31 protein-coding genes are annotated in these 26,869 nt (G+C 43.3%); 8 read left to right on the top strand and 23 right to left on the bottom strand.

What is annotated here, in order from left to right:
• Positions 1-238 precede the first annotated feature (238 nt).
• Positions 239-1,195 carry a retron St85 family effector protein gene (locus ABIE11_RS11405; protein ID WP_095661422.1) on the top strand — a complete coding sequence of 319 codons (957 nt, stop codon included), beginning with the start codon at positions 239-241 and terminating at the stop codon, positions 1,193-1,195.
• A complete protein-coding gene (locus ABIE11_RS11410) occupies positions 1,185-2,123 on the top strand; it encodes a retron St85 family RNA-directed DNA polymerase (protein WP_095661421.1) in 939 nt (312 codons plus the stop codon). Before ABIE11_RS11405 ends, ABIE11_RS11410 begins: the two co-directional genes overlap by 11 nt.
• Positions 2,124-2,174: 51 nt before the next feature.
• Here the strand turns inward: ABIE11_RS11410 and ABIE11_RS11415 are convergent, their stop codons facing one another.
• The 12 genes from ABIE11_RS11415 to ABIE11_RS11470 all read right to left on the bottom strand — a co-directional run bounded on the left by ABIE11_RS11415 (position 2,175) and on the right by ABIE11_RS11470 (position 9,810).
• On the bottom strand, positions 2,175-3,638 hold the full coding sequence (locus ABIE11_RS11415) for a relaxase/mobilization nuclease domain-containing protein (RefSeq protein ID WP_429184524.1): 1,464 nt from the start codon (positions 3,636-3,638) through the stop codon (positions 2,175-2,177).
• Positions 3,635-4,009 (bottom strand): plasmid mobilization protein, encoded by a 375-nt coding sequence (locus tag ABIE11_RS11420; RefSeq protein WP_429184525.1) that lies wholly within the window; start codon positions 4,007-4,009, stop codon positions 3,635-3,637. Before ABIE11_RS11420 ends, ABIE11_RS11415 begins: the two co-directional genes overlap by 4 nt.
• A 6-nt stretch (positions 4,010-4,015) precedes the next feature.
• Positions 4,016-4,276 carry a hypothetical protein gene (locus tag ABIE11_RS11425; protein ID WP_095661418.1) on the bottom strand — a complete coding sequence of 87 codons (261 nt, stop codon included), beginning with the start codon at positions 4,274-4,276 and terminating at the stop codon, positions 4,016-4,018.
• Complete coding sequence (locus ABIE11_RS11430; protein WP_179289105.1) at positions 4,273-4,446, bottom strand: hypothetical protein; 174 nt, start codon at positions 4,444-4,446, stop codon at positions 4,273-4,275. The genes ABIE11_RS11425 and ABIE11_RS11430 overlap by 4 nt, the downstream gene beginning before the upstream one ends.
• Positions 4,447-4,458: 12 nt before the next feature.
• Complete coding sequence (locus ABIE11_RS11435; protein ID WP_095661417.1) at positions 4,459-4,716, bottom strand: hypothetical protein; 258 nt, start codon at positions 4,714-4,716, stop codon at positions 4,459-4,461.
• A 496-nt stretch (positions 4,717-5,212) separates the two neighbouring features.
• Positions 5,213-5,488 (bottom strand): hypothetical protein, encoded by a 276-nt coding sequence (locus ABIE11_RS11440; protein WP_095661416.1) that lies wholly within the window; start codon positions 5,486-5,488, stop codon positions 5,213-5,215.
• 3 nt (positions 5,489-5,491) lie between these two features.
• Positions 5,492-5,779 (bottom strand): hypothetical protein, encoded by a 288-nt coding sequence (locus tag ABIE11_RS11445; protein ID WP_095661415.1) that lies wholly within the window; start codon positions 5,777-5,779, stop codon positions 5,492-5,494.
• 1,286 nt (positions 5,780-7,065) lie between these two features.
• Positions 7,066-7,341, bottom strand: a complete 276-nt coding sequence (locus ABIE11_RS11450; protein WP_095661414.1) for a hypothetical protein — start codon at positions 7,339-7,341, stop codon at positions 7,066-7,068.
• 136 nt (positions 7,342-7,477) lie between these two features.
• Positions 7,478-7,681, bottom strand: a complete 204-nt coding sequence (locus ABIE11_RS11455) for a helix-turn-helix transcriptional regulator (RefSeq protein WP_044695395.1) — start codon at positions 7,679-7,681, stop codon at positions 7,478-7,480.
• 701 nt (positions 7,682-8,382) lie between these two features.
• On the bottom strand, positions 8,383-9,093 hold the full coding sequence (locus ABIE11_RS11460; RefSeq protein WP_429184526.1) for an ArsR/SmtB family transcription factor: 711 nt from the start codon (positions 9,091-9,093) through the stop codon (positions 8,383-8,385).
• The gene (locus ABIE11_RS11465) at positions 9,090-9,482 is read right to left on the bottom strand and encodes an amino acid-binding protein (protein ID WP_429184527.1); all 393 of its coding nucleotides are present in this window, start codon (positions 9,480-9,482) and stop codon (positions 9,090-9,092) included. The genes ABIE11_RS11460 and ABIE11_RS11465 overlap by 4 nt, the downstream gene beginning before the upstream one ends.
• Positions 9,475-9,810 carry an antibiotic biosynthesis monooxygenase family protein gene (locus ABIE11_RS11470; RefSeq protein ID WP_429184528.1) on the bottom strand — a complete coding sequence of 112 codons (336 nt, stop codon included), beginning with the start codon at positions 9,808-9,810 and terminating at the stop codon, positions 9,475-9,477. Before ABIE11_RS11470 ends, ABIE11_RS11465 begins: the two co-directional genes overlap by 8 nt.
• Before the next feature lie 242 nt (positions 9,811-10,052).
• On the opposite strand from ABIE11_RS11470, the gene ABIE11_RS11475 reads away from it, so the two are divergent.
• Both ABIE11_RS11475 and ABIE11_RS11480 read left to right on the top strand, forming a co-directional pair.
• A complete protein-coding gene (locus ABIE11_RS11475) occupies positions 10,053-11,036 on the top strand; it encodes a DUF1852 domain-containing protein (protein ID WP_429184529.1) in 984 nt (327 codons plus the stop codon).
• A 30-nt stretch (positions 11,037-11,066) separates the two neighbouring features.
• Positions 11,067-12,098, top strand: a complete 1,032-nt coding sequence (locus ABIE11_RS11480) for a methionine synthase (protein WP_429184530.1) — start codon at positions 11,067-11,069, stop codon at positions 12,096-12,098.
• Between the two features lie 387 nt (positions 12,099-12,485).
• Here ABIE11_RS11480 and ABIE11_RS11485 read toward each other — a convergent pair whose 3' ends face one another.
• The 7 genes from ABIE11_RS11485 to ABIE11_RS11515 form a co-directional block, all read right to left on the bottom strand.
• Entirely contained in the window at positions 12,486-13,547 is a 1,062-nt protein-coding gene (locus tag ABIE11_RS11485) for a fimbrial protein (protein WP_429184531.1), read from the bottom strand.
• Positions 13,548-13,558: 11 nt separating this feature from the next.
• Positions 13,559-14,251, bottom strand: coding sequence for a fimbrial biogenesis chaperone (locus ABIE11_RS11490; RefSeq protein ID WP_429184532.1), 693 nt, complete (start codon positions 14,249-14,251; stop codon positions 13,559-13,561).
• A 536-nt stretch (positions 14,252-14,787) separates the two neighbouring features.
• Entirely contained in the window at positions 14,788-15,300 is a 513-nt protein-coding gene (locus ABIE11_RS11495; protein ID WP_409255736.1) for a fimbrial protein, read from the bottom strand.
• Between the two features lie 25 nt (positions 15,301-15,325).
• The gene (locus tag ABIE11_RS11500) at positions 15,326-15,730 is read right to left on the bottom strand and encodes a fimbrial protein (protein WP_429184533.1); all 405 of its coding nucleotides are present in this window, start codon (positions 15,728-15,730) and stop codon (positions 15,326-15,328) included.
• A 169-nt stretch (positions 15,731-15,899) separates the two neighbouring features.
• Positions 15,900-18,596 (bottom strand): fimbria/pilus outer membrane usher protein, encoded by a 2,697-nt coding sequence (locus tag ABIE11_RS11505; RefSeq protein ID WP_409255738.1) that lies wholly within the window; start codon positions 18,594-18,596, stop codon positions 15,900-15,902.
• A gap of 37 nt (positions 18,597-18,633) precedes the next feature.
• The gene (locus ABIE11_RS11510) at positions 18,634-19,332 is read right to left on the bottom strand and encodes a fimbrial biogenesis chaperone (protein WP_409255739.1); all 699 of its coding nucleotides are present in this window, start codon (positions 19,330-19,332) and stop codon (positions 18,634-18,636) included.
• Between the two features lie 50 nt (positions 19,333-19,382).
• Complete coding sequence (locus ABIE11_RS11515; RefSeq protein ID WP_409255740.1) at positions 19,383-19,910, bottom strand: fimbrial protein; 528 nt, start codon at positions 19,908-19,910, stop codon at positions 19,383-19,385.
• A 442-nt stretch (positions 19,911-20,352) separates the two neighbouring features.
• Here ABIE11_RS11515 and ABIE11_RS11520 point away from each other — a divergent pair, with 442 nt between their 5' ends.
• Both ABIE11_RS11520 and ABIE11_RS11525 read left to right on the top strand, forming a co-directional pair.
• Positions 20,353-20,883, top strand: coding sequence for a fimbrial protein (locus ABIE11_RS11520; protein WP_409255741.1), 531 nt, complete (start codon positions 20,353-20,355; stop codon positions 20,881-20,883).
• Between the two features lie 96 nt (positions 20,884-20,979).
• On the top strand, positions 20,980-21,546 hold the full coding sequence (locus ABIE11_RS11525; RefSeq protein ID WP_429184534.1) for a fimbrial protein: 567 nt from the start codon (positions 20,980-20,982) through the stop codon (positions 21,544-21,546).
• A gap of 91 nt (positions 21,547-21,637) precedes the next feature.
• Here the strand turns inward: ABIE11_RS11525 and ABIE11_RS11530 are convergent, their stop codons facing one another.
• Entirely contained in the window at positions 21,638-22,570 is a 933-nt protein-coding gene (locus ABIE11_RS11530; RefSeq protein WP_409255743.1) for a LysR family transcriptional regulator, read from the bottom strand.
• A gap of 892 nt (positions 22,571-23,462) precedes the next feature.
• On the opposite strand from ABIE11_RS11530, the gene ABIE11_RS11535 reads away from it, so the two are divergent.
• Together ABIE11_RS11535 and ABIE11_RS11540 are read left to right on the top strand one after the other, a co-directional pair.
• Positions 23,463-23,819, top strand: coding sequence for a hypothetical protein (locus ABIE11_RS11535; RefSeq protein ID WP_429184535.1), 357 nt, complete (start codon positions 23,463-23,465; stop codon positions 23,817-23,819).
• Positions 23,820-23,931: 112 nt separating this feature from the next.
• Positions 23,932-24,486, top strand: coding sequence for a YceI family protein (locus tag ABIE11_RS11540; RefSeq protein WP_429184536.1), 555 nt, complete (start codon positions 23,932-23,934; stop codon positions 24,484-24,486).
• Here ABIE11_RS11540 and ABIE11_RS11545 read toward each other — a convergent pair.
• Genes ABIE11_RS11545 through ABIE11_RS11555 form a run of 3 tightly spaced genes read right to left on the bottom strand, consistent with a single transcriptional unit; the run spans position 24,481 to position 26,339 of the window.
• Positions 24,481-25,260: an anti-sigma factor family protein gene (locus tag ABIE11_RS11545; RefSeq protein WP_429184537.1), complete on the bottom strand. Its 780-nt coding sequence runs from the start codon at positions 25,258-25,260 to the stop codon at positions 24,481-24,483. The genes ABIE11_RS11540 and ABIE11_RS11545 overlap by 6 nt on opposite strands.
• Entirely contained in the window at positions 25,257-25,733 is a 477-nt protein-coding gene (locus ABIE11_RS11550; protein WP_231276845.1) for a sigma-70 family RNA polymerase sigma factor, read from the bottom strand. Before ABIE11_RS11550 ends, ABIE11_RS11545 begins: the two co-directional genes overlap by 4 nt.
• 60 nt (positions 25,734-25,793) lie before the next feature.
• Positions 25,794-26,339 (bottom strand): tetratricopeptide repeat protein, encoded by a 546-nt coding sequence (locus ABIE11_RS11555; protein ID WP_429184538.1) that lies wholly within the window; start codon positions 26,337-26,339, stop codon positions 25,794-25,796.
• Positions 26,340-26,869: the final 530 nt, after the last annotated feature.

A 26,869-nucleotide genomic window follows, 5' to 3' on the forward strand; every position in this document is an offset into this window, starting at 1 on the left:
AAATTTCCATTCATCATGCTATAAAAAAAACACTCTTTAGCGTATGGGCTTTAGTTATATAGCCTTGTCGGGCGTTTCGCCAGACACGAACTTATTGTTTACATTTAGGGTTGCGTCAGATGCAAATCGGCCGATCCTGCTCGCTCACTCACACGATCGGCCGATTTGCATCCGCCGCATCCTTTAGTAAAGAGTTAAAAAGAGACTAACAGGTCTCTTTTTTTATTTGGAAATTTAGATGTACGAACAAATCATAAAAGATACATTTAAAAATCTTGATGTCGAAAATTTTACTGTGATTAATAACAGTTTAAATTTAATATTTGTTTGCGGGGGGCTTGTTGATGTAAAAGAAGCCATACCTACAAGTATGCGCGGGCAGCTTTACGCTTATACTGCCACTGAACATGAAGATTTTCATAATTGCCTTCGGATGGCTGAATCCTTCAAGGACTATATTGAGACTGGCCAGTATGATGATTTGCTTCATTTTGAACACGATATTGCTAAGATATCCTCGCAAGTTCTTTTATTTCTTGAAAGCCCCGGCTCACTGGTTGAATTAGGGATATTTTCTTCTTTCGAAAATCTCTATGATAAGATTTGTGTTATCGCACCAGAGGATCATGTTGAGAGTGAGGACTCGTTTATTTTTTTAGGCCCGTTAAAAAGAATATCTACTCATGTAAACGAAGCAGTACTCACTTATCCGTATGATGCCGAAAATGGAAAATTTGACAAAGCTGTATGGGGTCAAATATGCGAAGATATATTTACAAGAGTGGACAGTAAAGTTAAGGTTGAAAAATTTAGAAAAAATGATGATGGTCATCTATGCATGCTGATACTTGAGATAATAAATATCAGCTTCCCTGTTCAAATTTCTGAAATTGAATCAGTTCTTTCATCCTTTCAAATTAAAATACCGCAAAAACGTCTTTCTCAATTAATCTACTTACTATTAACACTAGAGCTAATACAAAAAAAGAAAAGAAGTTCCAATACATACTTTTTTCCACCAAAAAAACTCGCAAATGACAATTATATAAAATTTGGCTCTTACTCAGACAAAAAACAATTTGACAAAACAAGAAATAAAATAAATTTAAAACAAGAACTCGCTTTGAATTTAAGGGATAAAGAACAAAGACGCCTCAGTGTATTAGCCAAGTATGGTGAAGAAAATGACCAATAATCTAAAATCATTACGCAAGCTTTTACAAAGCACACTTTTCTTAAGTGATGACCTCATTAATATTTTTATTACCACTGCTCCTTATAGATATAAAATTTATGAGATTGATAAAAGAAGCTCTGATGAAAAGCGTAAAATCGCTCATCCTTCAAAGGAACTGAAGTTAATTCAACGAATCATAGTTAAAGAATTATCTAATATGTTGCCTGTACATGATTGCGCTTATGCTTATAGAACTGGAAGAGGAATCAAAGAAAATGCGCTCATTCACTCAAAAAATAGTTATTTATTGAAACTGGATCTATCCAATTTTTTCAATTCGTTGACACCTGAAATATTTTTTGCTGAGTGTAGAAGAAACAATATTGATTTTGATAAAGACAATGCTTCTATTATATCAAACTGTTTGTTCTATCGAGAGCATAGGAAATCCAGTTTAAAATTAAGTGTTGGAGCACCCAGTTCTCCATTCATTTCCAATGTAATAATGTACTCATTTGATCAAATTATTGAAACAGAATGTCGGAAAAGAGAGATAACATTCACAAGATATGCTGATGATATGACATTTTCGACAAGCATAAAGAATACTCTTATTGGCTTTGATGAGTTAATAAAAAAGGTTTTATTCGATCTTTTCAAAGGGGCTATTTCTTTGAACCAAGATAAAACCATTCTTTCTTCGAAAGCTCATAATCGACATATTACGGGTATAACAATCTCTAATAATGATAACATCTCACTTGGGCGAGAAAGAAAAAGATTAATATCGTCAGCGATACATCGTTTTTCTTATGGAAAATTAGATCAGGAAGCCGTCGATAAGTTGAAGGGCTTGTTAGCTTTCGCATATTACATAGAACCTTCATTTATAGCTAGAATGGAAAAAAAATACGGTAGGGAAACAATAAATAAATTGAAGAAGTAGAACAAAAAATTATACTAATAAACACCATATAAAAGAGGTTCAACGCCTCTTTTATTTTATCTCAAATCGGCGGTTCTCTATTTCATTTACCTCTTCGAAATGTAATGTCATCTTTTCTTTTTTAAGAGCTTCTTTTAAATTCGATTTAAATCTATATTCATCCATACTCAACCCCAAAGGCTTTTTCTTTATTTCTTCTTTAACTATTTTTTCTTTATTTTTAGGTTGAATAATAGATTTCTTTATATTTAACTTTTCTCTTATCTCTTCGATCTTTGTTGCTCTACTATTGATTTTGCCACGGCTTTTGAGTCTAAAGTTATTCGTGGCTGTTGTGGCTGTTTCTGCATGATCAAGTATCCTACTGATAGAACTGCCGCTAAATGTATTGCTCCCACGATTAAAGCTACTTTTATTATAAGTTTTGATTGGTTCTTTATGGTATTGTTTTTTAACTCTGTTGAGTACTTGTGCAGCTTTATGTGTTGCTCTTCCAATCTTTTTGTTTGTTGGTCTATTATATTTTTCGCTGAGTTTAAAGCGGTTGTTGTTGCTTCTAATGAGTTGTTCACTCTTGTTAGTGACTGTTGTGTCTGGTTTAATGCTGTACTGACCGACTCCGATAATATCATCATTGATTCCGTCAGAGGTTCTACTGTCATTGAAATCTGATTCAATAAGTGATCGTCCAATACTATTTTCGTCATCTGTTTTTCTTGCTGCGAATCTTCTAACGAGTTCATCATCTCTATTTTTGTCATATTTCACCTTACTTTTTATAGTGTTCCAACTAAATTTTTTGCCTAACTGAGATCCCTTGAATGCCACATCTCCCACACTGAAAGAACAACCCGCCACGTTGCCAGTGCTGGCAACATTGAACCTCGGTTCAATGCCTACGGCCTGCAGACGTTCTACGAACGTCTCAAGATCTGGTTTTCCTGTCATAGCCGCTTGTAAAGAGGCTTGAAGCACCAAACGGGCTGGCTTTTCTCCTGTTCTAAGTGCCATCTCAATTTCAGCTTTGGTTGGTGCTGATACATCTGATTTTTGACCTTTAAGCCCCTGTGTAATGGTTAAGCCGTGCTTTACTTCTAAACGTTCACAAGCTGCTATTGTATTAAATGCTGAGTGCTGACCGTGCCATACAGAACCATCAAGGCCGATCCGGTTAGCCACTATATGGATATGTTCTTTATCTGTATCGTTATGACGCACACAAATATATTGATGTTTTTCTATATCAATATTCATTTCTTTCAAATAGTCTTTTGCTATCTCTTCCCATTGCTGATCGGTTAAATGTTCATTTTTTGGAAGAGATAAAAACGCATGAAAGACTGGTTTTTTTATATCTTGTCTAAAGCTGCTTACAGCTTTGAACTCATCAGTTAAATCACTAACATTATTTTTATCTGCTGACATATTGCTACAAATAAAACTGTGATCATCTTTTAATATGTAATCAACTCTATTTTTAAATGATCTACCTGTTTTGGCTACATTCCCTTTCATATATAATCTAAATCCTTATTTATCTCTATTATCCTTCTGCTAACTTGCTTTATGTTAAAATTAAGCTTATCAACTTCATTTTTATCAAAATACTCATTGCCATTTAATTTTTTAACAGCTTGGTTTATGTTGTTGCCTATACCTGAAAGTTGTATATAGGTCTTCTGGTTTACTTCAGGCATTTTCCTTTTAATAACTGGTTCAGCGTTTAAAATCTCTTTTCGTATATAATGTCCTCTTTCTAAACCAGATGCTTCAACAAGTTCTTTTAAATATTCAAATTCTGCTTTGTTTACTCTGAACTGTATAGATATATCTCTGCGTTCTTCGTGATTTAATTCTATACGACCTCTTTTTCTGTCTGTATTCATATTTTATTATCCACCTGTAGTAAACATATAATCTCTTATAGCTTTTATATAATCTTCATCATTTTCATCAATCAAAGATTTTAGAAGATCATCAGCTTTATTTTCTTGTATATACCTATGGGACACAAAATAACATAATCTTTGTTCATCACTATTTATTTCACAAAAAGGTATATCTTTATCTTGTTCTATGTAATAAAAAAACCTTGCTAATAACTCAAACTTCATTTTTAAACTTATCTGTTCCTCTATGTCATCATCAATCATATTCTATTACTCCTCTTATATTTAATCAGTGCTTTTTTATCGATTATTTTTCTAACATCTGATATTGATTGCTTTGCTTCACTTGAAGAGTTTGTTTTTCCCATACAGCTTCTAATCATAAAACCGCCAAGCATAATACAAAGAAGCATCATTGCTATTGCTATAATCATATATATAACTCCTTATTTCTTATTTGAATAATAAAGTAAGTTTTCGATAACTTCGCTGTAGATGTCTTCATCAATAGCAAGCATTACGTCATTACCTACAATCTTATCAAAGATAATTTTGTAGCTTTCTTTGTCGTGTCTATTCATCTCAAATGACTCCTTTTTGCTAATATCCTTATAATCTAAATGAACAAAAAAACGATTACAGGGAAGTAAGCGATCTAAATCGTTTATGTATAAACATTTTGATACTGATAAAACTATTTTCATATTTATTCCTTTTTGTTTTGAAGTGAATTGTAAAACTATTTACCGCCTCCCCTTTGACAAGGGGAATAGGCGGAAGGGTAGATCTTTTTCAACCCTACGAGCAAAGCGAGATAGGGCAATCCGAAGGATTGGGTAAATAGCGGATACGCTATTACACCTTGCCTAAGTTTCCGATAAACAAAAACAAAGCTGAACTCAATCTATATTTAAATAAATAACCGTTCTAAAATACTTGTCAATAGCGGCTACATAAATAAATACACTGCACGACGAATAAAATGCAAATAAAAGATAGGGTAAATAATATATTGTCTTGATGGGTAGCTGTGCGTAATAGGTAGCTTGTGCGTAAAATTTGCAGCGGGATCAAATCGTCAAGTGCTAAATCGTGGGGTCCCACAAAGTGGGTTCCGATTTAGATCTTGATGACGCTAAGGAGGGAAAAATTTAGATTGGTGATGGTTCGCACTGCGAGCCATCACCTTGCAAGACAGATTTACATTCTTCTTCTGAAGATAATGTTATCTGAGAAAATCGCCTTACCTGCGACAAAACCGACAATAGCTATTATTGGTAAGCTAATAGTAGCTCCTGCCATACCTGTAGACATTCCGATCAGTATCGACAGGCCGAAGGTCAATAATATAATCACGAAAGCATACCAACCGGGATATGTTCCATACAGAACTGACGCTTGGCAGCCCGTGCATACCTGAACACCTCTTTGACTTTCTTTTAGGCAAAAAGGGCATTTGATTGTGTTGTTTTCCATTTTTCAGTTCCTTTTAAAAACAGCACCTTGGTAGACTACGCCATCTTTTACTTTTTCGATTTTAAAAGTCCAAGATCCAAGATCTTTGTTTTGTGTTTTGGCGATATAAATAGGTTTCTTGCTTTCATCCCAGCTTTTAACGGTAAATACACCATCACGAAACTTGATCACATCTTTCTGAATATCAAGCCTGACGCCATACTGTTGATTGATATAGTTGCCGTAAACCCCATCATCACCGCATCCCGTTAGCAGGGTGGCAAGACCTGCCGCTAACATAAATTTACGCATACCCTTTCCTCACCAATGGCACAGATCTACGATTGATCTGTAAACGCCTTAGAATTCAATTATTTTTATGTCTAGTCATATCGTTTGTACCGATCGAAAAAACGGACAATGATAGTCATGGCCTATCAGATATCTAATATCGATCGTTTTAAGCAATTGATAACGATCGATTTAGCGCTTTTTGATTGTTAAAACCTATCGATATTAAAATATTGATCTTTTATACCGATCTGTTTCTATTTACGATTTGGATCTTGAAGGGATAACAACGGGAAAAGTTCTATGGTGGGATATCTGGCGCGAGACTTTTTTTCATATTTTTAAATATGGTTTTCTTTTTATTTTATTAGGCTTCGCCCTATATATTTTTTAGATCTAGTTCTACCTTATATTTTATTGGTGCCATAAAACAAGTCACCTTTGCTCTAAACAAAAACAGCCTTACTGAGATTTATATATTGCCTTGTGTTCGCCCCCGAAAAGGGGACTTCATCCAAGGCTTCGCCTCCTGAAATTTTCAACTTATTTTGTTGAAAATCTATCAAGATTGACGAAAACCAAGATGAAAAATATGACTTCACCCAAGTTGATCTGGCTTAAAGCTCTACATCGTTTCCAATGTAGGACACCCTACGACACCCCCAGATTCGTTCATGCAGATTAATGTATTGTTATCCCCTATTTATGCTGTCAACAAAGGTAGGGCTTTCTCATAGCTATTCCATATACAACTTCACTTATCTGTTTAGAACTTCGCTTCGGGTTGGTATTACGTCGCTTCCCCTTCTATACCTACAACCAACAAAACATACGGACATCTCTTATTAGCGACTCGCGCTCAATTGCTCCACATATGCAGACCTGATACAAAGGTTTATAATTTGATTGCTTTCTAGGACATTAAAGCTTCTGGAAGTGGTATTTAAAAGACTTGTAAAAAGCTCAGGTTTAGATTTGACAAATATGAAAAGATTATTTAATACTTTATTATATTTGTAATCACGTTAATCCTCTAACTGATTACAAGACTTAAAAAGTTTTCGCTGACTTTTTTAGTCCTCAAAAAGTCAGATTTATCATCTGGCTTTTTTTGTATCTTTATTTTTTATAAGGATTATATTTTAATAGTCAAGAGAAACAAATAAAATATTTCACAAAATCATTATTGATTAATGATAGCAAACCTAATAAAGGTCAGAAATATATCTGACCTTTTGCTTAAGATATCAATATTATTCATATAAAATCTCTAAACGCTATACAATCCATTTTGAGCTATTTTATTTTCACATATAACAAATCATAATGGCCTCTGTATGCATGCACATTATATTTATTCTAACCTCTTCAAAATCTATGTATCTATGCTGACTTTGATCAATACTCCTCTTCGTTTTATCAATAATATCATCGTAAACGGTTTCCATATAATATTTATCAGTAAATAGATCGAATACTTCATTAGCAGGCTTCGCAAGCACTTTCTTGGTAAAGCGAGAGTATTCTAGCAATGCTGTAAGTTCTGCTGAGTTCTGACTATTACATTTATTTTCTTTTTTCATTTTTGGTTCCTTATTTAATCGTTAAGTAAATACCCCCCTACACTTTCATGTATTTTTATTAAAGGGATCGTTATTTTCAAACACAGGCCTATATATTTATTACATATAACCTCCTAATTCATTTATAAAAATATTATCATGCTGCTTTATTACGTGACGCGTAAATCATTTGGTCGATCCACTCATCAACTTCACTTTCTACGAACCTGATTGCTCGATCACCTAGTTTTATAGGTGCAGGGAATTGACCACGACTAATCAATCGATAAATCCAAGCTTTACAAAATCCGGTTCTTTCCAACACTTCAGGCATACGGATAAATCTTTTTCTTTCTGTCATACATTTCTCCATCGTTGTTTTGATGGATGCAGTATCTTCAGATCGCTTATGGCGATCAACTATCAAAAAGCACGAATTGATCAAGAGGTGGTGTTTTTTTAGTCAGATTTATGAAGAGTATTTTGAAAGCAAGCCAGCATAGGCTTAGGAGGACTTTTGCAAAAAGTGCTATTTTTCTGGTCTATGTAAGTTTTTTTAATAAATAGTTATTTATCAATGATTTAAATTTTTCATGATTTAATTCCGTACTACTCCTCTTTATAATCCTTGTTTAGCACTTTGAGAAGACTTAGTTGGAGGTAAGATTTTAGCTCTGGAATAAGTAAAATCAGTGATGACGCCTTTTTTAGGACCCTTTATTGAACCCTTAATGAATCACTATACAAAAATAACCATAAAAATCATATAATTGTAAAATAAAACACAGGGACGCCAGCACCAAAATTCTCCATCGGTGATTACCAGAGTCATCCGATGAAGTCCTAAGAGCCCGCACGGCGCAAGCCCTGCGGGCTTTTTTGTGTCTGCAATTTGTCCCGCGAAGTCCGAAGAGAACGAATTAAATCCGCACCTTTTAGGCACAATCAGCCTTGTCGTCCCCCTATCTCCAATCCTGTCTTCTCCCCATCGCGCAAAAAGACAAATCCAGCGATCCCCATAAACGCCCCCCGCGACACTCCATCCTTTTATCCAGAATGGTGCTAATCCAGATCCAAACTAAACAGTCGACTCAGAGCGGTCTTGCCGCTGCGGGTTACGGTCACTTCGCGATAGCCCTGCGTGTGGGTGATCCACTTTTTCTGCAGTAACAGCGTCATGAGTGCCTGCCCCGCATCCCCGCCCAGATGAAAACGTCGTTCGCTCCAGTCGAGGCACGGGCAGCAAGGCTTGCGGCGCGGACGCGGATCAAGCACTGCGCCAATGCGTTGAAAATGCGCTTTCCCGGCGGGCGTCAGCGCATTGCCGTCAGCCTCAATCCAGTGGTCATGAAGCATGAAATCATAGATGTTTACCGCCAGTTCGCCAGCCAAATGGTCATAACAGGTTCGGGCGTAACGCAAAACAACCGGCGTAGTCGGGGTAAAAGCAGTCTGGCTGCGCATGGAAACGCTCATGAGGTTCTCCAGCAGTCCGGCGATATGATGGCCTGCCAGACTGTAATAGCGGTGGCGTCCCTGCGTCAGGCAAATCACCAGCCCGTTGCTGAGAAGCCGGGCAAGATGCCCGCTGGTGGTGGAGGCAGCGATGCCCGCCACCGCACTGAGTTCCGTGGCTGTCCACGCGCGCCCGTCCATTAGGGCGCACAAAATAGTGACCCGTGACGGGTCAGAGATTGCGGAAGCGACCAGTGACATGGATTGTTCAAGAGACGCATCCGGCTCACTGTCGTGTTCGTTGTGAAGAACTTTCATGCAGCGTGTATTGCCCATTTTTGGGTGACTTCAGCCGCCCGGATATCGTCATCCGTGAGCAGAATAAGCCGGTTATCGTGATCGCTGTACTGTACCAGAATGCGAATGCCGTTCTGTGCCAAAGTATCCGCGATTTCTCCCAGTTCGCCCGGCTGCTTCTGGGGTAATTTCCTTATCAGCGGACGCGACAATTTTCTCACGTCAAAGCCTGCGTCAGTCAGAACCTGACGGGCTTTTTCGCCGTCTTCTATCAGAAAATGCGCATGCCCGCCGTCCGGAGTGGTAAATACCCCACCACCTTCCAGCCCGACACCGTTAAGACCGACCACGCGTCCGAAGGAAGCCAGCGAATATGAAGTATTATCGAGCACAACGTGAATGTCATACATGTTGTTGCGCTCCTTTGCTCGAAGATGTCTCGGACGAATAATCACGAAATACCCGGGCCACGCGTATTCTGTAGTATGAAAAAATCGACTGTTTGCCCTCTTTCTGAGCGGCCAGATGCATCATATTCTGCTTCCATCCGGTGACCGCCTCCTCATTTTCCCACCATGATAACGAGAGAATTTTTCCGGGCGTGCTCAGGCTCTGGAACCGTTCAATGGAGATAAATCCCGCTGTGTCCGACAACAACGGCTTCAGTTCTGCTGCCAGTTCAAGATAGCGCTCACGCGCTTCGGGTAGTGCGTCTGCCTCAAAAAGTACTGCGATCATCTTGCTGCCCTCTCATGAATTTCACTCAGCGTATTGCCGGTAAAAAGGGGATGCTTCGGCCAGCGCCGAAGTATCCCGGTGATGCGCAGGCAGGATCATGAATTTGTCTCATGTTTGGTGAATTTAAGTCACTGTTTTTCACTCAATGACTCAGGCATAAAAGATACATCGCGATGTATCCATAAAAATTCGAAGACTACTGAAATATCATTAATTTTCAGCAGCCAGGACACCTGATAAAAATGAAAAAAGACATTACATTCACGCTTAAGACAATTCGTTTTGACGAAGATTATAACCCTTCGAAAAATACGCGTATTACCACTAACTTTGCCAATCTGGCCAGAGGTGAGAAACGTCAGGAAAACCTGCGCAACACTCTGGCGATGATCGATAACCGCTTTAATTCTCTGGCGCACTGGGACAACCCTACGAGTGACCGCTACACCGTTGAGCTGGACATCATTACGGCTCAGCTGAATATCAAGGGCGAGGGAGTGTCCGACGCCTTCCCGGTGATTGAAATTTTAAAAACCAGTATCCTTGATAAAAAAACCAATCAGCGCTTTGAAGGCATTTTAGGAAATAATTTTTCCTCGTATGTGCGCGATTATGATTTCAGCGTGGTATTGCCAGAACATAATAAAGATAAAGCAGGATTTAGCCTGCCGGATAATTTTGGCGTCTTACACGGCGATATATTTAAACGTTTTATTAGTTCAGATACTTACAAAGCGCATTTCAGTAAAACACCGGTTATCTGCCTGAGTGTGTCGAGCAAAAACACCTATTATCGCACCGGTACTCAGCACCCGGTTTTGGGCATCGAATATCAGCAAGATGCCCCTTCCCTGACGGATGACTACTTCGCCAAAATGGGATTGCGCGCCCGCTACTTCATGCCTGAAAACAGCGTTGCGCCGTTGGCATTTTACTTCAGTGGCGATTTACTCAGCGATTACACCGATCTTGAGCTGATCAGCACCATCAGTACGATGGAGACTTTCCAGAAGATTTATCGCCCTGAAATTTACAATGCTAATTCCCGCGCGGGAAAACAGTATCAACCAAGTTTGAATTTCCAGGATTATTCATTAACCCGCATTGTTTATGACCGGGAAGAACGTAGCCAGCTGGCTGTTGAGCAAGGGAAATTTACCGAAGAACAATTTATTAAACCTTATCAAAACGTTCTTAAACAATGGTCTGCTGAACCCGTTATCTGATTTATTCATAAAAATATAAGGTCACCTGTGATGAAAAAATTATTACCCACATCGACTGCGGGCAGTTTGCCTAAGCCCTCCTGGATTGCGCAGCCAGAGACACTCTGGTCGCCGTGGAAGCTGGAAGGTCAGGAATTAGTTGACGGCAAACTCGATGCCCTGCGTTTATGTCTGGAAGATCAGCAGCAGGCAGGCATTGATATCGTCAGTGACGGCGAGCAAACGCGCCAGCACTTCGTCACAACATTTATCGAGCATCTCGAGGGCGTGGATTTCGAGAAGCGTGAGATCGTGAAGATCCGCAACCGCTATGATGCGAGTGTACCGACCGTCGTGGGTCCGGTGAGCCGCAAGAAATCCGTTTTCGTTGAAGATGCAAAATTCCTGCGCAAGCAAACCACCCAAGCGATCAAATGGGCCCTGCCGGGACCGATGACCATGATCGACACGCTGTATGACAATCACTATAAAAGCCGCGAAAAGCTCGCCTGGGAATTCGCTAAAATTCTCAATGAAGAAGCGAAAGAATTAGAAGCGGTGGGCATCGATATTATCCAGTTTGATGAGCCGGCCTTTAACGTATTCTTCGACGAAGTGAATGACTGGGGTATCGCCACATTAGAAAGAGCCATTGAAGGGCTGAAGTGTGAAACGGCTGTCCATATCTGCTATGGCTACGGCATTAAAGCCAACACAGACTGGAAAAAAACGCTGGGCACTGAGTGGAGACAATACGAAGAAATTTTCCCGAAACTGCAAAAATCGAATATCGATATTATTTCTCTCGAGTGCCATCACTCGCATGTTCCGATGGAGCTGATGGAGCTTATTCGCGGCAAAAAGGTGATGGTCGGTGCCATCAACGTCGCTACCAATACGATTGAGACACCGGAAGAAGTCGCTGCTACGCTTCGAAAAGCGCTGCAGTATGTTGATGCCGACAAACTTTATCCGTGCACCAACTGCGGCATGATCCCGCTGCCGCGTGGCGTCGCACGAGGCAAGCTGGACGCATTAAGCGCCGGTGCAGAAATCGTGCGCAGAGAATTGCAGTCGAAATAACGTCGCCGGAGAGCATAATGACTGTCCCACCCGGGTCTCAAGCGGGGCAGTACCGACACTCATCCTTTCACTGGCTTAAACCCGCTATCTACATTCCAGCCGGAACTCAGGAGTGAGGTATGCGTTTATTAATGTCGCGGGAAAAACGTAAGGCGCTAAAAGTCGGTGTTACTCCAGCCCGGTGCAGAAATCTCTCTCGCACCGGGCCAGACTGTCGACATTACCGCTCTGTTGGCTGCTGATAAAACGGCCTTCGACTATGCCCGGCGTTATCACGGGTTACATAGCCTACCGTCGTGGAACACGCCGCGCTGGTGAGTGACTCAATTCTCCAGCTTTAGCATGCTCGTCGTTCAAACCAAGGGCCATTGATATTTCACGATTGGCTTAATCAACACTCACACTCGCTGTCAGTTGGGCGCTATAACTTCCAATTTCAGGAGTACCGCCACTTGTATTATATGGGGAGGCTGTAACATAAGTACTTCCTTTGCCGGATACAGTGTCAAGGGTGACGGGTAAGATCCCCCCGTTAACATTTACAGCCCTATTATCCTTATCCTGTATCTTGATCCCAACATTATCGAGATTAGTCTTCAGTACAGAAGAATCAGAAGAATCAGCATTCCCACTTAATTCAATTTGAACTTTTGCTCCACTATCTGCGTTGCATTCAACCTTAAAATCAATCTTCTTACCGTTTGCGGCACTTCCCTTGTTGGCAATATCTATGGCAGCAATGCTACCTAAATCAACGTCTTTAACCTGATCGGCTGAAAAATCGCAATAACCTGGAATAGTTATTGCACCTGAAAGACCCAGTGTTTGCACTCCCACATTTGCGCCAACCGGAACGTTTTGGTTACCTGCTGTTGAAACCCCGACCCAATATTTAATTATCCCACCTGTATTAAACGTTTTTGTACCGACAAAAGCTTTCTTTAAGTACAATTTCACGCGCCCTTCACGTATATAATAAAGTTGTATGTCAGGGTTTTGTGAATTTACTGTCATTATGTCAACATAAGACCCGTTCGTATGTATATTACTATATGGAACAGAGTAGCTAGCGGGGTATGGCTTACCCGCTGCAAGATGTGTGACAGTCTCACTTTCTACCGCGAAGTCTAAGTACTCATTAAGGGAGTACCACCCTGAAGCATGACCAGCGGGTGCACTTATACTTGAAGTTGTTGTCACGTATCGATAATCCGCATTCCCTCCAGTACAGGTGGCATCGAAATAATTCCAGCCGGGGTTTGACCAGGAAGAATAGTCAATCACCTGACCCACTTCTACTCTTACCGGCAAGGTTTTGTTAAACGTCGCAGTTCCAGTCATCATCCCAGATTTCGATCTGCAAAGTCCCTCGGTTGCACTAGCATTAAAAGTAATAGCGCTTAAAGCCAGTGTGATGATTGTGAAGAGCATTTTTTTTGAATATTTCATTGTCCAATCACTTATTGTTGAATATTTGAGCCATTAGGAAGTATGGAAGTGAAGATGTCGCTTACCCCACCAAAATCATTGATGATTGCCCATTTTAACGCCCCCGTACTTTTCTTCTCATTTATCCCTATTTTTATTTTTGAAAAAGGAGGGATCATTAAGTGATTAGCCAGCTCACTATCAGCAAGTTTCAAACTAAAAAAACTTAAGTAAAACGGAGATGGATTTGAAACTTCAAGAGCACCCGGTGTAGAGGACCATATAAGTTTCCTGGCCGCTTCTTCTGGTGTTCCCGTGAGTGATTTAGGGCGATATATCATCTTTATCGTGGTTTTTAAAGCAATCTGCAATATACCATCTTTTTGATTAATGGGTGGAATGCCTTTAACTGAAATATAATACAATGACTCCCGATCCTGAGGCAGTTTATTATTTAACTTCAGAATTCGCATTTCACGCGCTTTACCACTTTCAAGCTTGAATAATGGAGGCGTGACTACAAAGTTTGATTTTGCAGACTGACCATCAGCTTGTGTAACCCAAGCCTGTATTAAATAGGGAGATGTCTTCGTGTTCATTACCTGCAATGCCGAATGATCTTTATCCGATGGAAAAATGATACGCGTCGCATCGAGTACTACATCTGCATTAGCCCATTGTACAGACAACAGCACCCATACAATCACTATCATAATAATTTTCATATTATTCTCGAAATGAAAACTTTAGCCTGCTCACAGGCCATTTTGACGTCATCGAAATGACAACAGGCGTTATTATTTCGGCAAGATTGACATTATTTATAAAATTCGATGAGATATTTATCTTCTGAGTAATCTATAGTACTCTGAGAATTTTTAATATCAATTAAGTTATACTTAATTAAGCTTTAAGATTAAATAACCCGGTCAGAGCATTTGCATCTTCCCCGCGCAATCCATACCCACCTCGCCCGCCAGGTCTTCATACTAAATCACGCTTAGTCAGGCGTTAATCGCATCGGAGCATGACGTCATTCGTCCTGTAGTGTCAGTCGGAAGGACGTATTTTCGTCCCTGACAGAAGGCCGTAGAGATCAACATCGGTTAAGGTGATATTAACTATTGAATGTGGTGCAATTATCTAACTTTATTTAATGTCGCATCATTCAATTTCACCAGAATAGAAACTAATGTAATCACGACTGAATAAAATTAACTTCTTGTTAAATGCTGAGCAGCATCCTGGATGCTGCCCAGCGTTATTGGTAGGAGAAAGAGAGCTCAACTAATCCTGTCACTGAACCCGCGGTGGCACCCCCCTGCGGCGTGACCATTCGGGATTGCAAATCCAGCACGGCATCGTGTGATGGACTGACGGTCATTGTGCGAGAGGCACCATTGCGGACAATACTGCCTGCGGTGTCTTTGATTTCAATTGCCACATGAGAACTGCTTCCCATGTTTTTAAAGAAATCAGGGTTACTCTCGTCGGCTTCGCCCGTGAAGACCACAGAGACAGCCGTTGTCGTCACCGGGCACTCCATCAATTTCAACGCAAAAGGCACCCAACCTGTTGCATCTCCGCGATTACTCAGTTCGTTAGTATAAAAACTACCCAGCGAAACATTACCATGTACCGTGTCTTCCGATAAGGTACAGGGAGAGGCAACGATACTGGCAGATATATTCAATGCTGTTCCTTCATCGGCAAAAGCATTCGACGCCGATATGAGCAACAATGCAAAGAACGTCGTCACGATTGTTTTCACCATCCTTTGCTCACTTATCCTTAACCACTTAGCTATAGGTGAAGGTAACCTGTACAGCAGAACTTACCGCACCTGGCGCTACTGCACCCTTTTCGCTATAGAGACGGGCTTTAACGGTAAAACTTACGCTCCCGTTGCTTACCGCTACGTTGCCATAGCTGGCGCCGTTCTTTAAGAAGGTTGTGCCATCGGTTTTCGCCAGCTGCGTACTCACGGCTTTCGAACCACCCGACGCCGCGTTGGCATAACCATTCGTGTCGTTGGTATCCGCAGTGCCGGAGAAGGTCGCATTGACCTTGGTGGTGACGCTTGGGCAGCCCGTCAGGTTAAGCGTATAGTTACTCGACCATGGTGAAAAACTTTTGGCGGCCGCTACAGTATTTGCCTGAACTTCGCCTAAAGGGATAGAGACGGTTTTTGAATCGGTTGACACGACGCAGGCCGGCGAAACGATATTGCCTGTGACGTTGACAGTGCTGTCTGCGGCAAATGCGTTAGACCCCATTGCACCACTTAGGGCAAAAGCCGACAGCGCGAACAACGCGATTTTTTTTCCATTAATGTGCATTTTTTCCTATATTCCGTTGAGTTAATGTATGAAATTAGTGAACGTCACAAATTTCTTTTAGACTGATAATCTCAATATCCGCCTGACTTTCAGGGATTTGGTAATTTACCGTACAGGATTCCCCAACCCCCTTACCCCATTGAGCGATAAGCGATCCTTTAGCCGGAAGCCCACTTAAATACGCTTGGCCCGCTTCACCCACTAAACCGGCTGAAATTCCACCCTCGTTGTCCTGAAGGGAAACAGAGGTACCAAAGGGCAAATATTTTCCATCACTCTTTTTAATTTCCATCATCACGCGAAAACCGATATGCGTAGCGAATGATGCTTTTACTACGGCACCCCGTGTCGGCACGACATCTTTGGCGCTTTCCTCTATTTCCACATTCTGTCTTAAACTTGTGGTATCAAGGGAAACCGTGTTGCGACGATAAGGCGAAATATATGTCATCACCGCATAGCCCTGCTCATCGGTATGTATCCCGTTGGTATTCTTTATTCTTGTATCGCCCGATCCTGGCGCGGCAACCAAAGCAATGGTCTCGCCTAAGGGTTGAGAAAGCGTGATCCCGCCGCTATGCACAACTGCCCCGCCTTTCAATCCGTAATTCAGACGATTAGAGTATTTATTGTAGCTATAGCCTACGTTAGCGTTCCCATAACGCCCTTGATACGTCATATTGGTATTGCCTGAGCCGCCCTGACCTTTATTACCCTGGCTTTGACTAATATTATAATTAAGGTTGTTATCTTCCAGTAACGAACCACTAATACCCGCCTGCTGGCTTATTTGTCCATTACTGTCATGGTTCATGTTATAGGTTGCCCATGAGCCTTTCAGCCAGCGGTCTAAAGGTAACGACACGCTCAATGTGAATTGTTTATCACTATTCTGACCGGAGATGTAGCTGTTATTAAACGCCAGGTTATAAGAAATCCCATTCCAGGTATTGCTATAGCCCCATTGCAGCGTTTGTTCCTTTGAATCATCGCCCCAATAGTCCTGTACACTGGCCGAAAAATAGAATGACCCCATCTCTTGCGGCAATGACTGGTTAATCGACCCTTCAATTTTGCTACGCTTGTGAGTACGTATATCAAATTTTGCGAGGCTGTTGTCTTCATCATTGAGGTCAACAGACTCCTGAAGGGTATAGAAACCACTGGTTGAGTAGCGATACCCCAATAATCTAAAGTCGGTTCCGCTGTTAGCAAAAGATTTTGCAAAGAGGAAACGATACGATTGTCCCTTCTCAGTGACACCATCAGGCAGGTCTGTTTTTGCCTGAGTCACATCCACTGAAACGGCACCAATTTCGCCTAAGTTACTCCCCACTCCGAGCGCCAGCGCAGCGTAGTTTTTACTTCCCTGCATACCGGTATACATCGTCAGGCCTTTTGCAAAGCCATGAATCAACGTAAATTGCCCAAACGTCGGTGTTGAACCGCCATAGCCGTCGCGGTATTCACCTGCCGTTACGCTATATTTCGTGCGCCCTTCACGCTGTAAAACGGGTACTGACGCATAAGGCTGTATAAAGGTTTGCAAACTTCCGTCGCTTTCCTTTACTTCCACCGTCAGATCGCCACTGTTACCGCTGGGATAGAGATCCGATATTTCGAATGCACCCGGTGACACATAGCTCTGATAGATAACATATCCATTCTGCTTGATGGTGACCTGGGCGTTCGTTTTTGCTATTCCCCTGACGATGGGCGCAAAACCCTGCAGGCTATCAGGTAGCATTTCATCGTCAGAAGCAATCTGGACGCCTCTGAACTGCTGGCCGTCAAAGATATCCGATGTGGAAAAACTATCCCCCATCACCAGCTGTGACTTAAGAAACACAATACTGCGCTGTACGTAGTTATTGATGCTTTGCCACTTGCGCTCTCCGTTGCTGTTATCCAGCGCGGAGTTGTTGCGGTATCTCCACGGACCGAGATTGAAACCGGAACGTAAGTTCAGGTAGTAGCTATTATCGCTGCCGTTGCTCTCTGAGCCGGACGCCGAAGAATCTGAGGACTCAGAGGACTCAGTGGAGAACGATGAACTTTGACCTTTTTGTTTATCGTTTGCTCCCGAGAAATCATAGTCGAGCAGCAGTGCGGTGATCCCATCGTCCCAGTTTTTGGGATCAACGTAGCCCCGGGCATTTTGTGCCATCAATGCCTGGGGGATGGTAATGAGCACTCTTTGCTGCCCAAAATCAAACTCGGACGTCGCGTCTTTTACGGTAAGCAGCGTCAGTGAACATTCTTTTTTAGGGGCGGCTTCCTCGGGCTTGACCTCAGCGGACTCGCTCTCGTCGCTCGATGCTTGCTCACCAGCCTTTTTCGGAAACTTCACCCCGTAAGATTCAAGCTCTTCTTGCGTAAAGCAGGGGGTAAGACCAACCGATTTATCTTTATCTTTATTTGTATCCGTACCGTCGTGCGGCGTTGCGATAAACTCCACGTAACGGTGGTCAACTTTGGTATCATTGACAATAATATCAACCAGGTATCTCCCCGGTTGTTGACCGCCGTTGTCAGAAGCAAATGCCGACAGGTCGGCAACGTCGCCATCGACATGTTCAAGAAATGCTGGATTGAAATTAGCTTCGGCGTAACAGCCCTGTGAAAAAGCAGCCAGGACGATGCTACCCATAGCGAAATATCCAAATTTTTTCTTTTTATACGTATTGTTGAAAAAATTGAAATCCATTATGGATATTTTAATGTGTGACATTCGCTATCTCTTGATCATGGTTCCATAGTAAAGAGGATTATTTAATCGAGGCTTTAACAGGATTAGTGAGTCCGCCATAATCCGTTATCGCCGTAAACTGCAATTCCTGAGCATTACCCGCAGCAGCAGGGAACTCATACGTTGCTTCACCTTTCGGTAAAACCATATTGACGTCTTTAACGTCGTTACCATTAACAGTCACCTTGTCCAACGTCACCGCATACTCGGACGGGTTTTTCACCAGTAATTTATTGCCTGAGTGGAACCATTGCAGCTGTGCTGGCGCATCTTCGACTTTTGTCGTTAAGCTGGTTGGGCGATAGAAAAGCTTGATTCGTGTTTTGATCGCGAGCTGCAGCACATTCTGTGATTCACCTGCGTCCGGTGCGGGTGGAATGGCTTTTACGTTGACCCAGTACACAGATTCACGATCGGCAGGAACATCACCAGGCGTTTTGATAATACGCAACATATTTTCTTTGCCAGCATTTAAGCGAAATAACGGTGGCGTTAACGAAAAGGGAACATTTTTATTTCCGTTGCTGTCATCAACCCAGGATTGAATGAGGAAATATTGTTTTTCAGTTTTGTTAGATACGGTGAGTGATGCTTCTTTATTTTTAGCATCATACACAACTCGTGTAGAACCCACGACTACGCCACCCGCAGCAAATGCAGACTGAGACGCGGCAGCCAGCATTAAACCAGCAGCAAGATATTTTACTTTGAATTTCACAATTAATTCCTCAAAGGCGGGCACCAACGGGTGTTGGTGCCCTGAATGATTTACTTATAAGCGAGCTGGAATTCAGCCTGCGAATTTGCATGACCCGAAACAACCGGGACTGCGGTAGCGACGTAACGTGCCTTGAACATCAGCGTATTTTGACCATCGGTCAGAGCATAATCGGAGCTGGCCTTGTTCAGTGGAATAACGGTCGCTGAGGTGGCATCAGAAATTTCGATACCTACACCTTTAGCGGCACCAGACTGACCACCGATGCTTAACAGGTCCTTATTCACTTCATCACTTGAACCGCGGAAGGTGACGTTGGTGTTCTTGATTGTGGAGGTTGTGCACTCTTCAAGAACGATTTTAAACTCTTTGTACGCTGAAGAATCTTTCGCTTTTGCAAACACAGAAGATTTAACCTGACCCAGGTTCACGTTCTGGTTTTGCGTGTCAGTTGAAATGACACAAGGTGCGTTGACGATATCACCGGTAAAGTTAACTGTGCCATCGCTTGCCATAGCAGCAGAGCTAAACATACCAGCAACGATCAACGCAGGAACTGCTAATTTAACAAATTTCATTTTACATCCTTTATTTAGAGACAAACCCATTCACTTGGGAATTAATTCATGTAGTAACACAGATATAGTGGTGCAGACCTTCAGTAGAACGACTGCTGATACCGGTTTGACTTTAAAACCGGGTATTGCACTGCACTGACGCCATAATATTTATTTGAATGAGCGTTGTCGTCATCTAATTTAAAGTCTCAGCAGCCTTAAATGCACTTCAGAGAGGTAAAGTGCTGATATTACAAGGTGTTTCAAATCATTAAGCGAACCTTAATGCATGATTAAGAGACTTTATTTACGATGGAATGATAGTCTTCTTGCAATGCATAAACGCAGTCACTTTTTTCAAATTATCAATGTTTGTATTAAGTATCATTTGGGGGTCTTCTCCGACTCCCTTCAGACGTTAATTTTTTGAATACCATCAACAAAGCTTTATTAAGGATATATAATGAAAGGAAAATTTAGTCGCAAAAATACGTTGATTTCTCTGGGCTTAGTTCCGCTTGCTTTATTTGCCATGTCCGGCAATGCAAGTGCTGCTGATTCAACAATCAATATTACCGGCAACGTCGTTGCGTCACCTTGTAGTATTGAAGCGAAGAAAGATGTCAACCTGGGCGATATCGATGCATCAAAACTGATCGATACCGGCAGCGCATCTCCGTTTGTCAAATTCTGGGTCGATATGACTGCCTGCCCGGCGACCACAACCAGTGCCGTCGGAACGTTTAGCGGTACGGCGTCCAATACCGATTATTATGCAAACGCAGGTACAGCTAAAAACGTTGAAGTTGAAGTTGCTAATGATGCTTCTGGCGCAAATCTGGGTAACGGTAAGACATACAACGTGAACATTGCTTCTTCAACTCATGCTGGATCTTTCCTGATGAAAGCCCGCGTCAAAAATGACGGGAAAGGCAATGCGGCTACACCAGGTACTATCTCAAGCACAGTTCAATTGACTGTTCAGTACAAGTAATTAGATCGGCAGTCTTCCTGCCCTCGCTATTGCTATCAATACTTCCAGGTACAGGAATCAGGAGACATTCCCTGATTCCTGTCTGGCATCAATCGTTTGAATATCATCACCAAAGGTTATTTAGGATTTATAATGAAGGGAAAATTTAGTCGCAAAAATACGTTGATTTCTCTGGGCTTAGTTCCGCTTGCTTTATTTGCCATGTCCGGCAATGCAAGTGCTGCTGACTCAACAATCAATATTACCGGCAACGTCGTCGCGTCACCTTGTAGTATTGAAGCGAAGAAAGATGTCAACCTGGGTGATATTGATGCATCAAAGCTGATCGATGCCGACAGCGCATCTCCATTTGTCGGATTATGGGTCGATGTTACTGCCTGCCCGGCGACTACAACCAGTGCCGTCGCAACGTTTAGCGGTACGGTGTCCAATACCGATTATTATGCAAACTCGGGTACAGCAAAAAACGTTGAAGTTGAATTGGTCAAGGATTCTGGAGGAGCAAATCTGGGTAACGGCAAGACATACAACGTGAACATTGCTTCAACAACTCATGCTGGATCTTTCCTCATGAGAGCCCGCGTCAAAAATGACGGGAAAGGCAATGCGGCAACACCAGGTACTATCTCAAGCGCAATTCAATTGACTGTTCAATACAAGTAATTAGATCGGTAGTGTTTTTGGCCTCGCTATGGAGACCAACCCTCTTTGTACAAAAAGATGCCCGTCAGGCATCTTCTTGTACCCCTTTCATTTAAAAAGAACTTTTGCATTCTTTTATTATATTTAATAACCCCACAAAATTATTGTTTCTCAACGATGCTTTATTGTAGGTCATGAATATGTTCACCGGCTGAGGTGAGAAATCGCATTCCAGTATTTTAAAATTATAAATATCTGAAAACTTCCGCGCAAACCACTCTGGAATAAAGCTCACTGAATCAGAACGTTCAACGATAGACGCATTGACATGTAATGAACTACTCGAAAATGAGAAGGTTCTTTCCCCGAAATAATTCTCAATATCCGATTGCGTTTGTTGCAAGCCGTTTGATTTTATATTCAAAAAGGTGGATTTCTCAGTTTTCATGGTTTCATGCGTAAGCTTATCTTTCAATCGCGGATGATCTTTACGACAAATGGCGACCGCTTTTTCGACCGTGTACGGCTCAGTGATGGTTGAGAATCCATAGTGTGACGTGGTATCAAAAATGATATCGGCTTTGCGATAGATAAGAATATCTTCTGCATTATCAAAATTCGGGTCGGAACTCAGATGGACTATCTCACAGTTAATCCCACTTTTTTCGATCATCGAGAAAATCTCAGGCAGAATGCGTAACGCCGCATACGGCGTGGCATGAATGACGAACCGTGATTTGATGTTTTTATCGGAGAAATTATTGAGGTTATCCAACAAGGCGTGGAAATGTTCGCTTAACAGCGCATGCAGGCTTTCAGCCGTCGTTGACACCACCAGTCCCTTACCCTCGCGGACAAAGAGCGGATCGCCAAAAAACTCCCTGAGCTTGGTTAATGACTGGCTGATTGCTGGCGGCGAAATGTTTAACAACCCCGCAGCCTTGGTGACACTCCGGTGCTGATAAACGGCCTCAAAAGTGAGTAAAAGATTTAAATCCAGGCCTTTAATATTATTGAGGCTAGTTATCAATGACTTACTGACCATGCGATATCTCCTGTTTTTTTATTAATTTATCCAGAAAAAATTAAGGGTAGCCAAAACCTGTGTGCGCATGATTTTTCACACCCGACAAACTTTTCAAGACATCTACAAAGAAGTTTTTTCATCCCTGACCCTACGTTTACTTACAGTAATAAGTAACACCGTCCTTACAAGCATAGTCATCAGCTATAACAAAGCCTCTAGAATCAGTAACTTCTGGCAAGGTCGTAATAATTTTACACCAAAAGTAAGCGGTATTTTCCCGGGACAGGCGCCATTTTTTTTCAAAAATAAAGTATGGGTTTCGGATCGCTAATGTACAACCCTGCCCCGGCAAACAGATAAAAGCAATTCGGAAACATCGCGCCGAATTTTCATCAAACTTTTATAATTAAAACGTTAAGGACCGATGCTGCCGTTGTGATTTCCCACCGAAATCATTAATAATGGAATCGTTCAATATTCCAGAATTTCGTCTCGCCCAGCAAACAGTGCACAACGCAATGCGCCTTTCACGAGAACCCTAACGTGTTTATCGGCCACCGGCTGAAATTTTTCAGCGATTGTTATCGTGAGCAGAGAAAAACGCGCAGAATACTGGTTGAGCGTTTGCCTTAAATGACTGGCGCAGCCTGCTGGATACCGAGCCAGTAAACCGACGCCCTACCCGGTGGCATTTACCCGCCACGATTACCCTGTGCCCTTTTTATACGTGGCCTGAATCTGTCTTAAACCGCGGCGGAATATCTCTTGTTGGCAGAGGTGATAAACATCTTTAACGCACGTCTGAATTTTCACCCTTGATCCACTTACAGTTTTTTCCTAGAGCCATGCCGCTTCGCTCGTGCCATTCTTAATCACGCTCATAACATGAATAACGTGAATTGAGGATATTATGAAAAAGACAATTATTGCATTATCTGCACTTATGCTGGCTTCACCTGTTTTTGCCGCAACCACACACGCAACCGACGACACCGTTGCCGCCGCGAAAGCGAACGCCAATGACGCGAAACAAAAACTGCATGAAGAGCAGAACAAAGGTGAAGAGCTGAAGCTCAAATCCAAACACGCCGCTGAAGGTAAAAGCGAAAGCTTCGGCAGCAAAGTGAGTGAAGACTCCCAGAAAGCCTGGCATAAAACCAAAGAAGGCACCGAGAAGGGCTGGGATGCCACTAAAGAAGGGACGGAGAAAGGCTGGAACAAAACCAAAGAAGGCGCTTCGTCGCTGGAAAAGAAAGTCACTGAATAAGTTTTCTCACTCCTATAAAGGCCGCCGACGCGGCCTTTTTTATTTCTGATTCCTGCGAATAAATCTCCCTCCCTGCGCGTTTACACCTTGCCCGCCTACTGGAGATCGCCTCATGATTCGCTCTGTCACCCTGCTCATGGTTATGCTGCTGTGCCCTGCCCTCTACGCAATGCCGGTTACTTATGCCATTAACAGCGAAAAAACGCCCATCACCCTGTCGTGGCATGCCTTTGGCGGCATCCTTTCCTGGGCTAATCTCAATGGCGTGACGGGAAACGTCACGCTGGACCCGACCAATGAATTTGCCGATCGCATTGATGTGACCATTCCCGTCGCCACGCTGGTGGCCTCCAACCGTCTGCTCACCTGGCAGCTCAAGAGCGATATGTTTTTCGATGCCGCGCGCTACCCTACGATCAGGTTCAGCAGTACCCGCGTGGTGGCGCTGGGTGACGGCAATTACAGAGTGTTTGGCTCGCTAAAGGTCAAAGATATTCAGCGCCCGGTGATCCTGGAAGCGACTCTGGACGAAGACAAAGCGGCGGAGGCAATCTCCCTTAATGCCACCACCGCCATCTCACGCTCCGCCTATCACATGGATAAATTCGCGATGGTGGTAGATGACCGCATCGCGATAAAAATTGCGATCGACGCCCACGCGTCATAAGAGCCTTAACTGCAGCTGGCGTGCGTTGGCGGTAAGCGCCTTCGACGGGGTGCGACCAATCAGCACATACTGATAGTCACTGTCGTTCCACCAGGCAATATTCATGCTGTGCCGCTGCTCGTTTTTGATATCCGTGACAACGGCCTTCTCAAGGGGCGAAATGCACAGCGCCAGCGGGCCGAAATCCGCGTGCAGCCAGACGATCTGCGCGATAGCGGTGCTGTCGTAGCGCAGCATCCGCACCATCTTCAGCTCGGCGCCCGCAAGTGCCAGCTGCTGCTCATTCACTTTGAGGCCAATATCCTGGGCAGTTCGCTGGATCCCCTGGGCAATTACCGGCGGCGAGTTGTCGACATCCAGCAGGGTTTCAGCGCTGTAAAGCGACATATACTGAGCCTCAAGATCGCGAATCTGCTCGTTCTCACTCATTATCACCGCCATAGGGCGCGCCAGATACCCCAGCCCGGAACCGATCGCCAGGAAACTCAGTGACGCGGCAATCAGCGCGCGTCGGCTGACGCCTACCCGCGCGCCTGCAAGATAGTTATCGAGCCGCTGCTGCATCTGCGCTTCAGGTGCCTCTTTCAGCAACGGAGCAAACGCCTGCTGATAGTCCTGATGGCTGTTTTTCAGTGTCTCCATGCGCTGTGCCAGGGAGGTATCGCCACACAGTTGCTCTTCAAAAACACGGGCGTCGGCGCTCTCCATCTCACCATCCAGCCAGGCGATAATCGCATCGTCGTGATAAGGGGGCGTAAAACGTAACGAGTTCATGAGCGTTTCTCCTTCGCCACCGGGCGGACATCCACCGTTTTGGCGAGCCGCGCCCGCGCCGTTGCCAGTCGGCTCATGATGGTGCCGATGGGAACCGACAGCGTATCCGCCGCCTCCTGGTAGGTAAATCCTTCGACATAGACTAAAAACAGCGTGTTGCGCTGGGCTTCCGGGAGGTCATTCACCCGCTGCATGATTTGCTGATAATGCAGACGATCGTCATCCTGCCCGTGCGTATCCGGGGCGATCAGATCTTCGCCTGGGACAAATCCCTGCCCCTGGCGGACGTGGCGCGCGCGCAGTTCGGAGATCCAGATCGAGTGTAAAATCGAGAACAGCCAACGGTCGATCCGCGTGCCCGGCGTATATTGCGCGCTCCTTTCGAGCGCGCGGACGCAGGTCGATTGAACCAGCTCTTCAGCCAGATCCCGGTTACGCGACAGCACCAGTCCGTAGCGCCAGAGACGCGTCAGATGTGCCGCCAGCTGTTGGCGAACGTCACTGGTTGTGATTTTCTACCCCTCCCGCAGAGATCAGGACTCCGGATCCCCGTCGATTGCCGCCTGCAGATCGCGGTACTCTTCGCAATCCTGGCCGCAGATCCCGGCAATGACTTTTAGCTGCTCTTTCGCCAGATCCGGGCGACCTTTTACCATCCATGCTTCCCCCAGATACTCCCGCGCTTTGGCATAGTTGGGCTGCAGGGCGAGCGATCGCTGGTAATAGCCAATGCCTTCATCCGTGCGCCCCAGTTTGCGGGTCGCATAGCCACGGTAGTTCCACGCCTCGGCCGTGTTGGCGTTTTTTAACGTATCCAGCAGGTTCAATGCCGCCTGATACTCGCCTTTTTTCGCGAGGTGGTACGCATAATTGGTTTTGTCTTCATCGCTGAGGCTGCTGGTTTTCTCCGGGACACACTTCTTGCTCACACTGTCGTAGACCTGCCCTGAGGGGCAGTCCGGCGTTTTGCTTTCAGTATCAGTATTGCCCATGGCAAAGCCCTGCGGGGTCTGTAACAAAAATAACAGCACCGGGATAGCCAGAGGACGGGTAAAGGTACGGACTGAGGATGCGTTCATTTTCTACTCCTGGTGAAGGTGGGCAGGTCAACAAGGAGTAAACGCCCGAGCGCCCGATTCTATTCGCAGAAAACGCAGTTGAAATGACAGCCGAAATCATACTTATGGCCTATGCCATCCGTCATCAGTGAACGGTAGATTCAGATAATAATTAACGCAGGCTTAATTCCTGTCTCTAATAGCACACTCTTCACCGCCCGCCATTTTTATTTTTAATTCGGTCACAAACATAATATATCGTATAAATAATTTCTTAACCCCACCTGAATTAACAATTAAGCCCGCCTTAATTAAATACCCATTTACATTCTAAAATATCAAATATATTCAAATAAATGCTTTGGTATTATATTTAACAAATGACAGGCAAAAAACAACAAAGCCTTATGCCACAAGGCTCAGCACCCTCGCGCAAGCTGTACAAACCGGCAGAAAACTATTCAATTCAGAAGGGGTTAACTTGTCCATAATTGGCGCTTCATTTGCATATTCCGTTATTTATAGCTATATCATTTTCAGACCATTCAAAT

The organism is Lelliottia sp. 489 (assembly GCF_050435885.1).
Taxonomy (GTDB): domain Bacteria; phylum Pseudomonadota; class Gammaproteobacteria; order Enterobacterales; family Enterobacteriaceae; genus Enterobacter; species Enterobacter nimipressuralis.

What these genes read in the sequence shown, in the direction of transcription:
- ABIE11_RS11405 (WP_095661422.1), top strand. Translation starts at nt 239, where the DNA reads ATGTACGAACAAATCATAAAAGATACATTTAAAAATCTTGATGTCGAA.
- ABIE11_RS11410 (WP_095661421.1), top strand. Translation starts at nt 1,185, where the DNA reads ATGACCAATAATCTAAAATCATTACGCAAGCTTTTACAAAGCACACTT.
- ABIE11_RS11415 (WP_429184524.1), bottom strand. Translation starts at nt 3,638, where the DNA reads ATGAAAGGGAATGTAGCCAAAACAGGTAGATCATTTAAAAATAGAGTT.
- ABIE11_RS11420 (WP_429184525.1), bottom strand. Translation starts at nt 4,009, where the DNA reads ATGAATACAGACAGAAAAAGAGGTCGTATAGAATTAAATCACGAAGAA.
- ABIE11_RS11425 (WP_095661418.1), bottom strand. Translation starts at nt 4,276, where the DNA reads ATGATTGATGATGACATAGAGGAACAGATAAGTTTAAAAATGAAGTTT.
- ABIE11_RS11430 (WP_179289105.1), bottom strand. Translation starts at nt 4,446, where the DNA reads ATGATTATAGCAATAGCAATGATGCTTCTTTGTATTATGCTTGGCGGT.
- ABIE11_RS11435 (WP_095661417.1), bottom strand. Translation starts at nt 4,716, where the DNA reads ATGAAAATAGTTTTATCAGTATCAAAATGTTTATACATAAACGATTTA.
- ABIE11_RS11440 (WP_095661416.1), bottom strand. Translation starts at nt 5,488, where the DNA reads ATGGAAAACAACACAATCAAATGCCCTTTTTGCCTAAAAGAAAGTCAA.
- ABIE11_RS11445 (WP_095661415.1), bottom strand. Translation starts at nt 5,779, where the DNA reads ATGCGTAAATTTATGTTAGCGGCAGGTCTTGCCACCCTGCTAACGGGA.
- ABIE11_RS11450 (WP_095661414.1), bottom strand. Translation starts at nt 7,341, where the DNA reads ATGAAAAAAGAAAATAAATGTAATAGTCAGAACTCAGCAGAACTTACA.
- ABIE11_RS11455 (WP_044695395.1), bottom strand. Translation starts at nt 7,681, where the DNA reads ATGACAGAAAGAAAAAGATTTATCCGTATGCCTGAAGTGTTGGAAAGA.
- ABIE11_RS11460 (WP_429184526.1), bottom strand. Translation starts at nt 9,093, where the DNA reads ATGAAAGTTCTTCACAACGAACACGACAGTGAGCCGGATGCGTCTCTT.
- ABIE11_RS11465 (WP_429184527.1), bottom strand. Translation starts at nt 9,482, where the DNA reads ATGTATGACATTCACGTTGTGCTCGATAATACTTCATATTCGCTGGCT.
- ABIE11_RS11470 (WP_429184528.1), bottom strand. Translation starts at nt 9,810, where the DNA reads ATGATCGCAGTACTTTTTGAGGCAGACGCACTACCCGAAGCGCGTGAG.
- ABIE11_RS11475 (WP_429184529.1), top strand. Translation starts at nt 10,053, where the DNA reads ATGAAAAAAGACATTACATTCACGCTTAAGACAATTCGTTTTGACGAA.
- ABIE11_RS11480 (WP_429184530.1), top strand. Translation starts at nt 11,067, where the DNA reads ATGAAAAAATTATTACCCACATCGACTGCGGGCAGTTTGCCTAAGCCC.
- ABIE11_RS11485 (WP_429184531.1), bottom strand. Translation starts at nt 13,547, where the DNA reads ATGAAATATTCAAAAAAAATGCTCTTCACAATCATCACACTGGCTTTA.
- ABIE11_RS11490 (WP_429184532.1), bottom strand. Translation starts at nt 14,251, where the DNA reads ATGAAAATTATTATGATAGTGATTGTATGGGTGCTGTTGTCTGTACAA.
- ABIE11_RS11495 (WP_409255736.1), bottom strand. Translation starts at nt 15,300, where the DNA reads ATGGTGAAAACAATCGTGACGACGTTCTTTGCATTGTTGCTCATATCG.
- ABIE11_RS11505 (WP_409255738.1), bottom strand. Translation starts at nt 18,596, where the DNA reads ATGTCACACATTAAAATATCCATAATGGATTTCAATTTTTTCAACAAT.
- ABIE11_RS11515 (WP_409255740.1), bottom strand. Translation starts at nt 19,910, where the DNA reads ATGAAATTTGTTAAATTAGCAGTTCCTGCGTTGATCGTTGCTGGTATG.
- ABIE11_RS11520 (WP_409255741.1), top strand. Translation starts at nt 20,353, where the DNA reads ATGAAAGGAAAATTTAGTCGCAAAAATACGTTGATTTCTCTGGGCTTA.
- ABIE11_RS11530 (WP_409255743.1), bottom strand. Translation starts at nt 22,570, where the DNA reads ATGGTCAGTAAGTCATTGATAACTAGCCTCAATAATATTAAAGGCCTG.
- ABIE11_RS11535 (WP_429184535.1), top strand. Translation starts at nt 23,463, where the DNA reads ATGAAAAAGACAATTATTGCATTATCTGCACTTATGCTGGCTTCACCT.
- ABIE11_RS11540 (WP_429184536.1), top strand. Translation starts at nt 23,932, where the DNA reads ATGATTCGCTCTGTCACCCTGCTCATGGTTATGCTGCTGTGCCCTGCC.
- ABIE11_RS11545 (WP_429184537.1), bottom strand. Translation starts at nt 25,260, where the DNA reads ATGAACTCGTTACGTTTTACGCCCCCTTATCACGACGATGCGATTATC.
- ABIE11_RS11555 (WP_429184538.1), bottom strand. Translation starts at nt 26,339, where the DNA reads ATGAACGCATCCTCAGTCCGTACCTTTACCCGTCCTCTGGCTATCCCG.